This window comes from Exiguobacterium profundum, from assembly GCF_001909285.1.
Taxonomy (GTDB): Bacteria; Bacillota; Bacilli; order Exiguobacteriales; family Exiguobacteriaceae; genus Exiguobacterium; species Exiguobacterium profundum.
In genome coordinates this window covers 1,216,655-1,230,752 of the sequence record NZ_MRSV01000001.1, presented here as the reverse complement: position 1 = coordinate 1,230,752, position 14,098 = coordinate 1,216,655, and the positions used below count along the sequence as shown (strand labels likewise).

12 protein-coding genes are annotated in these 14,098 nt (G+C 50.9%); 1 reads left to right on the top strand and 11 read right to left on the bottom strand.

Going from position 1 to position 14,098, the window contains the following annotated elements; all coding sequences use genetic code 11:
- The first annotated feature begins 26 nt into the window (after positions 1-26).
- Positions 27-1,544, top strand: coding sequence for a glycerol kinase GlpK (glpK, locus tag BBB58_RS06455; protein WP_074036268.1), 1,518 nt, complete (start codon positions 27-29; stop codon positions 1,542-1,544).
- Positions 1,545-1,609: 65 nt separating this feature from the next.
- Here the strand turns inward: glpK and BBB58_RS06450 are convergent, their stop codons facing one another.
- From BBB58_RS06450 to cspD, 11 genes are all read right to left on the bottom strand, one after another.
- Positions 1,610-2,764: a PDZ domain-containing protein gene (locus tag BBB58_RS06450; protein ID WP_244150694.1), complete on the bottom strand. Its 1,155-nt coding sequence runs from the start codon at positions 2,762-2,764 to the stop codon at positions 1,610-1,612.
- Positions 2,765-2,792: 28 nt separating this feature from the next.
- Positions 2,793-4,196, bottom strand: coding sequence for a S41 family peptidase (locus BBB58_RS06445; RefSeq protein WP_074036264.1), 1,404 nt, complete (start codon positions 4,194-4,196; stop codon positions 2,793-2,795).
- Positions 4,197-4,297: 101 nt separating this feature from the next.
- On the bottom strand, positions 4,298-5,623 hold the full coding sequence (locus tag BBB58_RS06440) for a murein hydrolase activator EnvC family protein (protein WP_074036262.1): 1,326 nt from the start codon (positions 5,621-5,623) through the stop codon (positions 4,298-4,300).
- A 23-nt stretch (positions 5,624-5,646) separates the two neighbouring features.
- A complete protein-coding gene (gene ftsX / locus BBB58_RS06435; protein ID WP_074036260.1) occupies positions 5,647-6,549 on the bottom strand; it encodes a permease-like cell division protein FtsX in 903 nt (300 codons plus the stop codon).
- Positions 6,539-7,225 (bottom strand): cell division ATP-binding protein FtsE, encoded by a 687-nt coding sequence (gene ftsE / locus BBB58_RS06430; protein ID WP_047795074.1) that lies wholly within the window; start codon positions 7,223-7,225, stop codon positions 6,539-6,541. Before ftsE ends, ftsX begins: the two co-directional genes overlap by 11 nt.
- 455 nt (positions 7,226-7,680) lie before the next feature.
- Positions 7,681-8,016 carry a cytochrome c551 gene (gene cccB, locus BBB58_RS06425; RefSeq protein ID WP_031422851.1) on the bottom strand — a complete coding sequence of 112 codons (336 nt, stop codon included), beginning with the start codon at positions 8,014-8,016 and terminating at the stop codon, positions 7,681-7,683.
- Between the two features lie 108 nt (positions 8,017-8,124).
- Entirely contained in the window at positions 8,125-8,982 is an 858-nt protein-coding gene (locus tag BBB58_RS06420; protein ID WP_012726942.1) for a YitT family protein, read from the bottom strand.
- 61 nt (positions 8,983-9,043) lie between these two features.
- Positions 9,044-10,144, bottom strand: coding sequence for a peptide chain release factor 2 (gene prfB / locus BBB58_RS06415; RefSeq protein ID WP_035387837.1), 1,101 nt, complete (start codon positions 10,142-10,144; stop codon positions 9,044-9,046).
- A 54-nt stretch (positions 10,145-10,198) separates the two neighbouring features.
- Positions 10,199-12,721 (bottom strand): preprotein translocase subunit SecA, encoded by a 2,523-nt coding sequence (gene secA, locus BBB58_RS06410; protein WP_074036258.1) that lies wholly within the window; start codon positions 12,719-12,721, stop codon positions 10,199-10,201.
- 139 nt (positions 12,722-12,860) lie between these two features.
- Positions 12,861-13,424 carry a ribosome hibernation-promoting factor, HPF/YfiA family gene (gene hpf, locus BBB58_RS06405; protein WP_074036256.1) on the bottom strand — a complete coding sequence of 188 codons (564 nt, stop codon included), beginning with the start codon at positions 13,422-13,424 and terminating at the stop codon, positions 12,861-12,863.
- A 306-nt stretch (positions 13,425-13,730) separates the two neighbouring features.
- The gene (gene cspD, locus BBB58_RS06400) at positions 13,731-13,928 is read right to left on the bottom strand and encodes a cold-shock protein CspD (RefSeq protein ID WP_012726946.1); all 198 of its coding nucleotides are present in this window, start codon (positions 13,926-13,928) and stop codon (positions 13,731-13,733) included.
- Between the last annotated feature and the right edge of the window lie 170 nt (positions 13,929-14,098).

The following is a 14,098-nucleotide window of genomic DNA, read 5'->3' as shown; positions in this document are numbered from 1 at the left end:
CATAATTTTGAAGGAGGAAATCACATATGGCGAAAGAAAAACGTTATATTTTAGCATTGGACCAAGGAACGACAAGTTCACGGGCAATCATCTTTGATCATGATGGAAAAATTGTCACAGTCGCACAGCGCGAATTCAAACAATACTTCCCAAAACCAGGCTGGGTCGAGCACAACGCCAATGAGATTTGGGGCTCTGTTCTCGCCGTTATGGCGGAAGCGTTCGGTTCTGCTGATATCGACCCGAATGAGATTGCCGGAATCGGGATCACAAACCAACGTGAAACAGCTGTCGTTTGGGAGAAGGAAACAGGACGCCCTGTCTATAACGCCGTCGTCTGGCAATCCCGTCAAACCGCCGACATCTGTGAAGAGCTGAAAGCAGCCGGTCATTCCGATATGGTCCGCGACAAAACAGGTCTCCTCATCGATGCCTACTTCTCAGGAACGAAAGTCAAATGGATTCTTGACAACGTCGAGGGTGCACGTGAAAAAGCTGAGAACGGCGAACTCCTCTTCGGGACAATCGACACGTGGCTCATCTGGAAACTCTCTGGTGGAAAAGCACACGTAACCGATTACTCGAACGCATCGCGTACACTCATGTACAACATCTACGAGCAGAAGTGGGATGACGAGTTACTCGACATCTTGACAGTGCCTAAATCAATGCTTCCTGAAGTCAAACCGTCAAGTGAAGTCTATGCGAACACGATTCCATACCACTTCTTCGGATTCGAAGTCCCGATTGCCGGAGCTGCAGGTGACCAACAGGCCGCCTTGTTCGGACAAACTTGCTTCGAAAAAGGTGAGGCGAAAAACACGTATGGAACAGGTTGTTTCATGCTCATGAACACGGGAGAAGAAGCCGTCAAATCTGATCACGGTCTCTTGACGACAATCGCTTGGGGCTATAACGGGAAAGTAGAATACGCGCTCGAAGGTTCGATCTTCGTCGCCGGTTCGGCGATCCAGTGGCTCCGTGACGGATTGCGGATGTTGAAGTCAGCGAAAGACTCGGAACAGTATGCGACACGAATCGAATCAACTGACGGTGTCTACGTCGTTCCTGCCTTCGTCGGTCTCGGTGCACCGTATTGGAACTCGGACGTCCGTGGTGCCATCTTCGGTCTCACACGTGGGACAGAGAAAGAACAGATGGTCCGGGCGACAATCGAGTCACTCGCTTACCAGACACGTGACGTCCTCACGTCGATGGAGAGTGACTCAGGCATCAACTTGAAGACGCTTCGCGTCGACGGTGGGGCCGTCAGTAACAACTTCCTCATGCAGTTCCAATCGGACATTCTCAACGTCCCGGTCGAGCGTCCTGAAGTGAGTGAAACGACTGCACTCGGTGCCGCCTACTTGGCAGGTCTCGCCGTTGGATTCTGGAAAGACCAAGCCGAAGTCAAAGAACAGTGGAAACTCGACAAGAAATTCGATCCAAACATGGATGAGTCTCATCGCGAAGCCCTCTACAAAGGATGGCAACACGCTGTCGAAGCCACAATGGCATTCAAGCCTTCAAAACTTGATGTATAAGACGAACGGGCATCCTCACGGGTGCCCTATTTGTATGCAAAAAAGAGTACCCATGACGGATACTCTTACAGTTTACGTAAGCGAACTCTCGGGCTCGTTGGTTCCCCGACGAACAAAATTCCGAGCTCATGTGGATCGGTCTCATACATCGCTCGTTGAACGAATCGGATATCCCCGTTCAGATTCAATACTTCCAGTTTGATGTACGGCTTATGTTGCTGGAGCGCCTCATAAAAACTATGCCCTCCTGTGATGACCGTCCCGTTGACTTTATAGATCGATTCACCCGGGATGAGCTGCATCGTCTCCCCAGGTGAGTTTGGTAACGTGTCGACGATGACCGCCCCACGGTTTCCATTGATGAAAACGGGTGTCGTTCCCCGATTCTCGCGTTTGATCCATTGTAAGCCGAGCTCATAGAGGACGAATAGCGTCAATACTACATAGTCGACATATGGAATCTCAAACGCATATGAGAGGCCGAATAAACCGAGAGCGATCAAAGCGAGTACGGCACGATAATTGCTCAATCGTGCGAGAAGCGTTCCTGGTAAGGCGCCGGTCGACAATAAACTGACCCCGATGGGAATCGGAAGAATGATGGGCACCATCGGCCAGTCGAGACCGAACATCGGTGGCACGAAGACGACGAGCGGGAAAAACCAAATCCGTTTGACGACATGCCCTCCGATAAACTGCCCCCGTTTCGACAAGATCAAGGTCGGGGATGTCTCTTTTGGTCCGTTCCAGCGCAAGAGAATCGCTTCCGCAAGGGTGACGAGGCCGAATGTGAGCGCATAGACCGTCCAATCGACCTGAGCGAGTGCTGCTACCCAATCACGAAGCGCCCCATATGCGACAACATCGCGTAACAAGACGACCCCGAACAACACGAGAAGAGGCAGCACCGGATTAAAGAATCGCGGATGCATCGTCAAGACGACGAGCGTATAGAGAATCGTGAACGAGACGGCCCACTCAAACGTGATGGTCGTCTCGAGTAAAATCGTCACGGCCGATGAGAGGACCGCTAACAGAAGACTCGGCCAGATGAAATGTCTCCATTCCGACTTCGGTGAGCGACGTCTCGAACGGAACATGGCCCGTTCTCGCTTGACCCGTGTCAGCGATATGTATGTAAGGGCGACAAGTGTCACCCAAAACAGCGGACTACCTAACAACGTCAATAAAGCCGTAACACCCATTCGTACAACTTCCACGCGGTCCAACCCTTTCTTTCATACAACGTTATTTTGCGGCTTCTTCAAGCGCACGATTCAATTGGGCGTCATTCGCCTCATCTTGAATCGCTTCGAGCAACTTCGCTTCGAGTGCAGAGGCTGTCTCTTCATCGACAGTTCCAGAAGCCTCGAGACCATTGTCTGTTTGGAATGCTTTCACGGCGTTCGCCATCGTGTCCCCGTAATATCCCGGCTGACCGCCTGGCTCATAGCCGATTCCAGTTAAAATTTTATGCAAGTTCGAGACGGCGTCACCGTAATCTCCGACTTGGAGCGACTCTTCTTCTGTCAGGACACGGGTCACGTTGAAGAAGTCCGGTTGCTCCACTTCAATGTCCGGCTCGATGCCCTTCTTGTTAATCCAATTTCCGTCCGGTGTGAGCCATTTGCTCGTCGTCAATTTCAAGTTACTGCCGTCCTCTAAGTCGAACGCCGTCTGGACGACACCTTTTCCGAACGTCTTCGTCCCGATGATGGTCGCGCCTGCTCCTTCTTTCATCGCACCAGTCAAAATCTCAGATGCCGAGGCAGAACCCTCATCCGTCAAGACAAACAGGTCATACGGTTTCGCTTCACGAGCGCGACCGTTTTGTGCATCACGGTCACCGTCCGCATTCTCGATTTGGACGACCGGTTTTGATGTCGGGACGAACCCTTCCGACATCTCGATGACGGCAGGCAAGAGACCTCCCGGATTTCCACGAACATCGATGATCAAGCTATCGATTTCTTCTGACTCGAGTTGCTCGAGTTGTTCGAGGAATTCATCAGCCGTCGGTTCTGAGAATTGGGTGACTTGGAGATACCCAATCTTTTTACCGTCTTTCTCTTTCACTTCAGAGAAGACCGTCTCGATTGGAATCGTGTCACGTATGATCTCGTAGTCCGCCGTCTGACTTCCACGGCGAATCGTCAATGTGACGGTCGTCCCTTTTTCTCCTCGAATCAATTGGACGGCCTCCTGTACATCCATCCCTTCAATCGACTCCCCGTCGACCGCTGTGATGATGTCACCAGGACGAAGTCCAGCCTCTTCGGCCGGAGCGCCTTTGATCGGAGCGACAATTAAGATGTCCTCTCCTTTCTTCTCCAAAGTCGCGCCGATTCCTTCAAAACTCGATTCAATCGAGTCCGTAAATTGTGACGTTTCTTCCGCATCCAAGAAATCCGAATACGGGTCGTTCAGCGCTGCGGTCATCCCGTCGAGCGCACCGGTCAATAAATCGTCTTCTGAGATGTCCTGTAACGAATGTTCTTCAATCAAATCACGTACTTGGTCGACTTTATCCCAGCCTTCCGCATTCGTGTGAATGGGAAGCGATGTGTCTGTAAACGCCATCGTCGCAAGGCCTGCACCGGCCCCAGCCACGAACGTTGTGCCAGCGAGTAGTCCTGCGGTTGAATTTTTCACGGGTTGGTCCCTCATTTCTCTTTGTAAGTCTTTTCATTAGTATAGCAAAAACTAGAGGAAAAGCGGACGCGTTCCACATATTTGGGACGCGTCCGCTTCTGTCAGTATCCAATATACGGGGTCGGGTCAATCGCGTTCGGCTGTCCCGGTGCCCATTTCCCTCGGTGTAACTCAAAATGAAGATGGGGTCCCGTCGACCAGCCGGTATTGCCAAGCGTTCCGACCGTCTGTCCCGCCGCCACTTGTTGACCGGCTCCGACTGTGATCGCATTTAAATGGGCATAGACGGTCGTCCAAATCTCACCGTTGATGACATGCGAAACGAAGACGACATTTCCATACCCGGTCGCCGGTGCCGCCTTGATGACGACACCTGGTGCGCTTGACACGATTGGTGTTCCAGACGCATTGACGAGGTCAATGCCCTTGTGAATCTCCGGCACACCTGTCAACGGGTTGTCTCGTGGACCGAACGGACTAGACACATAACCGGACACAGGACGAACGAATCCCGTGGACGTGGACACATTCGTCGGTGTTTCGATTGGTGCGGTCACTTCTGGTGCCTCCTCGACCTCCGACTCACGGGCTTCCGCTTCTGCTTGTGCTCGCTCTTCAGCGGCACGCGCCTCAGCTTCACGTTTGGCACGTTCCGCTGCCTCTGCGGCTTCTCGTTCGGCAGTCGCAATCGCCTCTAGTTGTTCACTGATGATGCGGTTCTGTTCAGCCATGACCGCCTGCTCTTCACTGCGCGTCATCTTTTCGAGCTCGAGCTGCTCTACTTGTTCGTTCAGTTCAACCAACAGGTCACGTTTCTTCTCGGCCGTCCGGTCAAGGTCTTGCTTGGTGATGACGAGCTCGCGCTCTTTTTGCTTGATGAAAGAGAGCTGGGTACGTTGTGTCGACTCGAGCGACTCCAAACGTTCCATCTCACTCATATAATTATGTATGAGCTCCCGGTCCTGTTCAGCGATCGTGCGGGCCGTCATAGCCCGTGTCACGAAGTCGCCGAAGGAACAGGACTCAAAAATGACTTGTAAATAGGAAGTGTCTTCATGTACTTGCAAAACGCGAAGGCGCTCGTTCACGAGTTCCTTCTGGCTTTCCAAGTATTCTTCCTGAACGGAAAGTTGTTGGCGGGTCGACTCGAGTTCTGCCCGGGCTGTATCGACCTCATGCTGCTGAATGGCGATTTGTTCGCTCAATTCATTCAACCGGTCGTCGACGACGTGTATTTCCGTCTTCACGGCATCACGCTCTGCCTCGGTGATCTCGAGTTCGGCATCCGTCTCGGCCTGCGCTTTTTTCGACTCCTCCAACTCATTGGACAGTCGATCTTGTCGAGCTTTCAACGTGTCTTTCTCTGTCGCCATGACCGGCATGGCAAGTAACGATACACACAACCCTAGCGCAAGCGAACGTTTCATCCGCCAACTCCTCCTTATTTAAGTTAGATTTTCAAGAAACGACCGAGCGATGTCGTCGATCCCCAGATTCCGATGAACGCACCAAGTGCAAGTAAAACAAGCGATACTTGGACTGTTAGCGTCGATGGATCAATCAACTTAAATATATCACTATTCAATTGATCAAGCGATGGTTGTAAAGCACTATATGCAACGTCATATCCGAAATAAATGACAAGAATCGGGACGAGAGCCCCAAGCATTCCAAGGAGCAATCCTTCGATAAAGAACGGCCAGCGGATAAAGCTGTTTTTTTTTCCGACGAGTCGCATGATTTCAATCTCACGGCGACGCGAGAAGATTGTCATTTTAATCGTATTTGAGATCAAGAACATCGCCATCAATGTCAAACCGACAATCAACGCGAGTCCACCGATGCGAATCCCGTTGAAGAAGGCAAACATTTTATCGATGTAGTCTTTTCCGTATTTCACATCGTCCACATTATCGAGTGAACCGACCGATTTGGCCACTTCCTCTAGTTCTGTCGGGTCTTGTGCTTTGACGATATAGCGGGCGTGGAGCGGGTTGTCTTTTTCGACCGTTCCGTATGCAGCCGCATCATCGCCGAGCTGGTCTTGGAACTTCGCTAGCTCATCTTCTTTTGAACTGAACGTGACCGTCGAGACACCCGGCACCTGTTCAATGTTCTCTCCGAGTTTCTCAACCGAGTTCTCATCCGCTGTACGAGTGATGAACACTTGAATCTCGACATCATTTTCGACGTTATCTGAAATTTCATTGATGTTGAACATGACGAGTGCGAATACACCGACAAGTAGCAACGTAATGGTCACGGCACTAATGGCCGCGAACGACATCCATCCATTCCGAAGTGTTCCTTTGAACCCTTCACGCAAATGGCGCAATCCAGTCTTAAATATCATAGCCATATGCTCCTTTCTCTTCATCGCGCACGACTTTCCCGTTCTCAATCGCGATGACGCGGTGACGAATCTTATCGACGATGTCACGGTTGTGTGTCGCCATGACGATTGTCGCTCCGCGGCGGTGAATCTCTTCAAACACTTCCATGATACCCCATGCTGTTTCCGGGTCTAAGTTTCCTGTCGGCTCATCGGCGATAATCAATTTTGGCTTATTGACGATTGCGCGAGCAATCGAGACACGTTGTTGTTCTCCACCTGATAGTTCGTCCGGATAGTTGCGCGCCTTGTTCTTCAATCCGACAAGGTTCAACACATCCATGACTTGTTTCCGAATCGAAGACGTGTCCGCTCCTACAACTTCTAATGCGAACGCTACGTTCTCATATACCGTAAGTGACGGCAACAATTTAAAGTCTTGGAAGATAACGCCGAGTTGACGGCGTAGCTTCGGTACGTGTCGGTCTTTAATTTTCCCGACATCGAGTCCGTCAATCAACAATTGACCGGCTGTCGGCTTCTCCTCACGATAAATCATCTTCATGAACGTCGACTTTCCGGCACCGGAAGGCCCGACGACATAAAGGAACTCGCCGTCGCGAATCTCTAGATCGAGGTCATCCATGGCGACGACGCCGTTCGGATATACTTTACTGACTTTTTGCATCGAGATCATAACGTATTCCCTACCCTTTTTTTTTTATTTTTAAGCATCTATGACGAATTTGAATCAATTGTTTTAGTTACTGTATATTTCGCCTAGAGTCTTTTTTACAGGAAACGACTTCCTCTGTCAAGGTGTCGCTTTTTTATGTTAGCCTGGTCAAAAAATCATCTAGGGCATATGTTGAAGCGACTACAATTATATCAATCCGACTTTTAAAACACCATTACAGGATTGTTTCAGTTCGATTGAGTTCGATGTGAAAATGTCGCGAAGAAACTCGCTTTCTTATTCCCTAAGAGAATGTTGAAACCGCACTTCAAATGATACTACCTTCGGATTCTTTATGAATGTATCGATTTTCTTTGAGCCTATTTTTTCGATTTAAGATTTGTTGTATAACCTCGTTTCAATCAAAAAAAAAATAAAAAAAGCATGAGGTAGAACACACCCCATGCTGTCACATCTTATTTTTTCTCAGCGAGCCAAGCGGCGACCGCTGTGATTTCTTCGTCTTTTTCAATGACGTTCGCAGGCATCGCGCCTTGACCGTTTCGAATGACGTTTTCAATCTCTTCTGCCGACAGACGAGCACCGACTTGCTCGAGTGACGGACCACTCATTCCTTCAAGGTTCGCACCGTGACATGCCGCACAGTTTTGTGCGTATACCGCTTCCGCGTCAACCGATGCCGTGTTCGAGCCCGAATCCCCGTTGCTCGATGTATCCTCTTCTTCACCGCCGCCACATGCGCCGAGTGTCAGCATGGCGCCGAGGCCGATGGCCATCATCCATTTTTTCATAACCACGTTCCCCTCCTAAGTTGTAGAAATGACCTACATTTACCATTATAGCCGTTAACGTATGCTTTCTAACCTAATCTCACGAAAAGTACACAAAGATTCCACAACTTACGGTACGTTGATGTAACGCTTATCGGACGTAAACCCTTGTCCTAGCACCTCATGTGCCTCACTGAAGACAAGGAATGCCTCCGGGTCAATCCGACGGATGATTTCCTTCAATCGACTCACTTCGCTCTGACGGACAACAATCATGAGCATCGGACGGTCGAGACGTGAGTATGCTCCGATTGCTTGGATCTCTGTCGCACCACGGTCAAGCTCCTCGAAGACGGCCCGGACGATGAAGTCTCGCTTCTCCGAGATGACGTAAGCCATCTTGTCCTGTGTGAACCCGAGCTGGACGAAGTCGATCATCTTGACCGTGATGAATAATGCGATGAGTGCATAGAGCCCGGTCGTGAACGAGAACGTCAAGGCCGCGGTCAAGACGACCATGCCATCGAGGATGGCGATACAGAGATAGAGCGGGATGTGCGTGAACTTATGTAAGATCTGAGCGATCAAGTCCATTCCCCCTGTCGAGGCGCGTCCACGGAAGATGAGTCCGAGTCCGACACCGACGCCGACACCACCGAAGATGGCCGCGAGGAGCGTATCGTCCACAGCCGCACCGGCATCGATCGCCTCATAGAAAAGAATGACACCCGGTAAAAAGATGGAGCCGACGAGCGACTTCACACCGAAGCCGAGGCCGAGGATGGCCCACCCGATAATCAGAAGTAACACGTTCGCCACGAGCTGGAACGCCCCCGGCGAGATGCCGAACAGTTCATAAGTGATGACCGAGATCCCGCTCACCCCACCTGATGCCAGATTGTTTGGCAACAGAAATAAGCTGAAGGCCGAGGCGACGAACACTGAGCCGGTCAACAAATACAGATAGTCTTTGACGATTTGCTTCATTAAAGAAAGTCTCCTTTACACACAACATGGCCCAAAGACAGGTGTCTTTGAGCCACATGCATCACATATTTGTTTTACGAAGGTAGGCATCGATGAACGGCATGACGTCACCGTCCATGACGCCACTCGTGTTCCCAACTTCATGGTTCGTCCGGTGGTCTTTGACCATCGAATACGGGTGGAAGACATACGAACGGATTTGGCTACCCCAACCGATGTCCGTCTTCTCCCCACGGATCTCGTCGAGTTTTCGTTGCTGCTCGTCGAGTTCGCGTTGGTACAATTTCGCTTTCAACATCTTCATCGCCGACTCACGGTTCTTGATCTGTGAGCGCTCGGTCTGACACGAAACGACGACGCCCGTCGGCACGTGCGTGATCCGGACGGCAGAGTCCGTCGTGTTGATGTGCTGACCGCCGGCACCTGATGCACGGTACGTGTCGATACGGAGGTCTTCTGTCCGTACTTCGATCTCGATGTCGTCATCGAATTCCGGCATGACGTCACATGACACGAACGACGTATGACGACGGCCAGACGAGTCGAATGGCGAGATGCGGACCAAGCGGTGAATCCCTTTCTCCGCCTTCAAGTAGCCGTATGCGTTATGACCGACGATGCGGAGCGTGACCGACTTGACGCCCGCCTCTTCACCCGGGAGGTAATCGACCGTCTCGACTTTCCAGCCTTGTTTGTCAGCGAAACGTTGATACATCCGAAGGAGCATCGATGCCCAGTCCTGTGACTCGGTACCGCCCGCACCCGGGTGCAATTCGAGGATGGCGTTGTTCGCATCGTACGGTCCGTTCAAGAGGATCTCGAGTTCGAAGTCATCAAACTCCTTCTTGAGCGCTTGAATCGATTCCCCGAGCTCTTCTTGCATCTCGGCGTCCGGCTCTTCCTTGATGAGTTCGAGCGTCACTTCGCCGTCCTCATGTTGGTTCGCGAGGTCTTGATACTTGTCGACCATCGCCTTGAGACCGTTTGACTCGTCGATGACTTTTTGTGCCTTCTCCTGGTTGTCCCAGAAGTCTGGATACGTCATCTCGTTCTCGAGCTCGGCGATACGTGCTTCTTTCTCTGTCAAGTTGAGAGACGCTCTGTAATTCTCGAGGCGTTTCGCCATCGCCTCTAGTTCGTTCCGAATATCTGAAATTTCCATAGTGTGATTCACCTTTCCGTAGGAAAGAGGCGAGCGGACCCGCCTCTTCAATAATTAAGCCTGTTGTCTACCGTGACAGTTCTTGAACTTCTTACCAGAACCGCACCAGCACGGGTCGTTCCGACCGATGCTGTCTTCTTTCGAACGACGGACCGGCTTCTTCTTGACCGGTGTATCGCTCTTGCCTGATACGGCGACTTCCTCTTCGACGACTTTCTCGCGTCGGAGGTTGTCCCCGACTTCGGCACGAAGGACGAAGCCTGTCACTTCTTCTGAGATCGCCGCGTTCATCGCGTCGAACATGTTAATCCCTTCCGCTTGATACTCACGAAGCGGATCGTTCTGTCCGTAGGCGCGGAGATGAATCCCTTGGCGCAACTGGTCCATATGGTCGATATGGGACATCCAGTGCGAGTCGACGGCACGGAGCACGATAATCTTCTCAAACTCGTTGAAGCGTTCCGGTGGCGCGAGTTCACGTTTCGCCTCGTACTGCTCGTTTACGCGCTCCATGAGAAGCTCGATGATTTCTTCACGCTCTTTGCCGTAGAAGTCTTTGCCTTCGACCGTCTTCTCGAGCGCGAGCGTCTGGTTGGCCCAGTGCGCGAGCTCGTCGATGTTCCATTCTTCCGGTACGAGTTCGATCGGCGTGTATTGACCGACACCGAGTTCGACCGTCTGTGCCATCATCGAACGGACGATATCCGTGACCGACTCGTTCTCGAGGATGCTCGAGCGGTCTTTGTACATGACCTTCCGTTGGTCCGCCATGACGTTGTCGTAACCGAGAAGCTGCTTCCGCGCATCGTAGTTGTTTCCTTCGACACGTTTTTGCGCTGACTCGACCGCTTTCGAGACCATGCGGCTCTCAATCGGTTGCGTGTCATCCATCCCGAGACGCTCCATCATGCTTTGGAGGCTATCCGTTCCGAAGCGACGCATGAGCTCATCTTCGAGTGATAAGTAGAACTGGGATTTACCCGGGTCCCCTTGACGGCCCGCACGACCACGTAGCTGGTTATCGATTCGGCGTGATTCGTGACGCTCTGTCCCGATGATGTAAAGACCACCGAGGTCGATGACACCTTCTCCGAGCTTGATGTCGGTACCACGACCGGCCATGTTCGTCGCAATCGTGACGGAACCTTTTTGACCGGCGTTCTCGATGATTTCCGCCTCACGCGCGTGGTTCTTCGCGTTTAAGACATCGTGACGAATCTTCTTCTTCGTCAAAAGCTTGCTCAAGTATTCAGATGTCTCGACGGCGACCGTACCGACGAGGATCGGTTGTCCCGTTGCGTGAACTGCCGAAATCTCTTCCACGACGGCTTTGAACTTGCCTTCCATCGATTTGAAGATGAGGTCTGCCTTGTCATCCCGGAGAATCGGTTTGTTCGTCGGAATCGTCACGACTTGCATGTTGTAGATGTTACGGAACTCTTCTTCCTCTGTCTTCGCTGTACCGGTCATCCCGGCAAGTTTCTCGTACATCCGGAAGTAGTTCTGATACGTGATTGTGGCGAGCGTCATCGATTCGCGTTGAATCTCGACGCCTTCTTTCGCCTCGATTGCCTGGTGAAGACCTTCCGAGTAGCGGCGTCCGTCCATGACACGACCCGTGAATTGGTCGATGATCATGACTTGCCCCTCACGTACCATATAGTCGATATCGTGATGCATGACCGCGTTTGCACGAAGGGCGAGCCCGACGTGGTGGTTGACGGCGACGTGCTCGATTGCGAACAGGTTGTCGATGCCGAAGAACTTCTCGGCGAGGTCGACCCCTTGGTCCGTCAAGAGGACCGACTTCGTCTTCACGTCGACCGTGTAATCGTCTTCCTCTTTCAACGTACGGACGAACGCATCCGCGCGCGTGTAGAGTTCAGTCGACTTTTGAGCCGATCCTGAGATGATGAGCGGAGTACGCGCCTCATCGACGAGGATTGAGTCGACTTCATCGACGATCGTGTAGTAGAGCTCACGTTGAACACGGTCTTCTTTATAAAGGACCATGTTGTCACGGAGGTAGTCGAATCCGAGCTCGTTGTTCGTCGAGTACGTGATATCACAGTTATAGGCCGCTTGTTTCTCGACACGGTCCATGTTCGACACGTTGAGGCCGACTGAAAGACCGAGTGCGAAGTAGAGCGGCTCCATGAGTTCTTTATCTCGTTTCGCCAAATATTCGTTGACCGTTACGACGTGTACGCCACGGCCAGTGAGCGCGTTCAAGTAGACAGGAAGTGTCGCGACGAGCGTCTTCCCTTCACCGGTTTTCATTTCGGCGATGTCGCCGTTATGGAGCACATAGCCCCCGATGAGCTGGACACGGTAATGACGCATCCCGAGCACACGCTCCGATGCCTCACGACAGACCGCGAACGCCTCCGGCAAGAGGTCGTCAAGTGTCTCGCCTTTTGCCAGACGTTCCCGGAACTCTTCCGTCTTCGCCTGAAGCTGTTCGTCGGACAATGCTTTGATTGGTTCGGCGAACGACTCGATCAAGTCGGCCGCTTTCTCTGCTTTTTTCAACATTCGTTTCTGTGGAGCAAATAACTCTTTCAAAAAGTTCGCCATACTCATATCTCCTAAACACTCACTAAAAAATGCATGTTTTTTCCCTAATGTACAGTTTAACCGAAGTGGTGCCACCTTTCAAGGAAAGGCAAAAGGAAACGACCCCCCGAAGCCGGGAGGTCGTGTAGTGTCAAGTTTATTATTCAGGTTCGATCAAGCCGTACTTCCCATCTTTACGACGGTAGACGACGTTCGTGTTGCCCGTTTCTGCGTCTGAGAAGACGAAGAAGCTGTGACCGAGCATATCCATTTGAAGAATCGCCTCTTCCGTGTCCATCGGTTTCAACGTGAAGCGTTTCGTCCGCACGAGTTCGAGTTCTGCCTCGTCCTCATCGTAGACGGCCGGTGTATCATCAGGTCCTTCTAAAGACTTGAAGTACTCGCCGACGCCACCTTCTTTCCCGCGTCCTTTACGGTTGAGTTTCGTTTTGTGTTTACGGATTTGACGTTCCAATTTATCGACGACGAGGTCGATTGCCGCATACATGTCGAGGTTGATGTCCTCAGCACGGAGCAACAAGTTCGGCATCGGGATCGTCACTTCCACTTTTTTTTTTTTGTTATACACTTTCAAGTTGACGTAAGCCGTCTGTGCATCCGTAGGAGTTGTGAAATACCGAGTCAACTTCTCCAGCTTTTTCTCGACATAGTCTTTGATTGCTGGTGTGACCTCAATGTTTTCGCCGCGAATGTTATAAATCATCTGAACTCCTCCTTAGAAATAACCGCTTGAACCAATGATTCGTCGAACGAGACGGAATCTCCTGCTTCATTTCTTAAAAAAGAAAGGGGAACCAGGTGGCTCACTCATATTATACCCCGAAAACGCTGCGATTGAAAACGTTATCATCAGAAAATAATGACAATTTTGTTCCGAATTCAACATTTCCTAGAACGAGCGAAAGGTATAGAAAGAAAATACCCATTCCACTCATTTTTAAACGCCTTTTTTTATTTTGTAGAAAAAATAAAAGCCGACTCCCAAGGGAGTCGGCTTCGTGGTTTGAAATTATAATTTTACAACGTTAGCCGCTTGTGGGCCACGCTCGCCATCAACGATTTCAAACTCTACATCTTGACCTTCGTCAAGTGATTTGTAGCCTTCAGATTGGATTGCTGAGAAGTGTACGAACACGTCTTTGCCGCCTTCAACTTCGATGAATCCAAAACCTTTTTCTGAGTTAAACCATTTTACTTTACCTACCATGTGTAAATCCATTCCTTTCACCATTGGAGAATACAGAGGATTGTCCTCTACGGCTAATCTTACCACCTTCTTGTAAGCGTGACAAATACTTTCTCAAATATTTGTAAACGTTTCGTCATTTGGCTTTCATTGGAATTATATTTCCCTACTTTTCATATTGTCTTGTTGAA

What these genes read in the sequence shown, in the direction of transcription:
- ftsE (WP_047795074.1), bottom strand. Translation starts at nt 7,225, where the DNA reads ATGATCTCGATGCAAAAAGTCAGTAAAGTATATCCGAACGGCGTCGTC.
- cccB (WP_031422851.1), bottom strand. Translation starts at nt 8,016, where the DNA reads ATGAAAAAATGGATGATGGCCATCGGCCTCGGCGCCATGCTGACACTC.
- glpK (WP_074036268.1), top strand. Translation starts at nt 27, where the DNA reads ATGGCGAAAGAAAAACGTTATATTTTAGCATTGGACCAAGGAACGACA.
- ftsX (WP_074036260.1), bottom strand. Translation starts at nt 6,549, where the DNA reads ATGATATTTAAGACTGGATTGCGCCATTTGCGTGAAGGGTTCAAAGGA.
- cspD (WP_012726946.1), bottom strand. Translation starts at nt 13,928, where the DNA reads ATGGTAGGTAAAGTAAAATGGTTTAACTCAGAAAAAGGTTTTGGATTC.
- BBB58_RS06420 (WP_012726942.1), bottom strand. Translation starts at nt 8,982, where the DNA reads ATGAAGCAAATCGTCAAAGACTATCTGTATTTGTTGACCGGCTCAGTG.
- prfB (WP_035387837.1), bottom strand. Translation starts at nt 10,144, where the DNA reads ATGGAAATTTCAGATATTCGGAACGAACTAGAGGCGATGGCGAAACGC.
- secA (WP_074036258.1), bottom strand. Translation starts at nt 12,721, where the DNA reads ATGGCGAACTTTTTGAAAGAGTTATTTGCTCCACAGAAACGAATGTTG.
- hpf (WP_074036256.1), bottom strand. Translation starts at nt 13,424, where the DNA reads ATGATTTATAACATTCGCGGCGAAAACATTGAGGTCACACCAGCAATC.
- BBB58_RS06440 (WP_074036262.1), bottom strand. Translation starts at nt 5,623, where the DNA reads ATGAAACGTTCGCTTGCGCTAGGGTTGTGTGTATCGTTACTTGCCATG.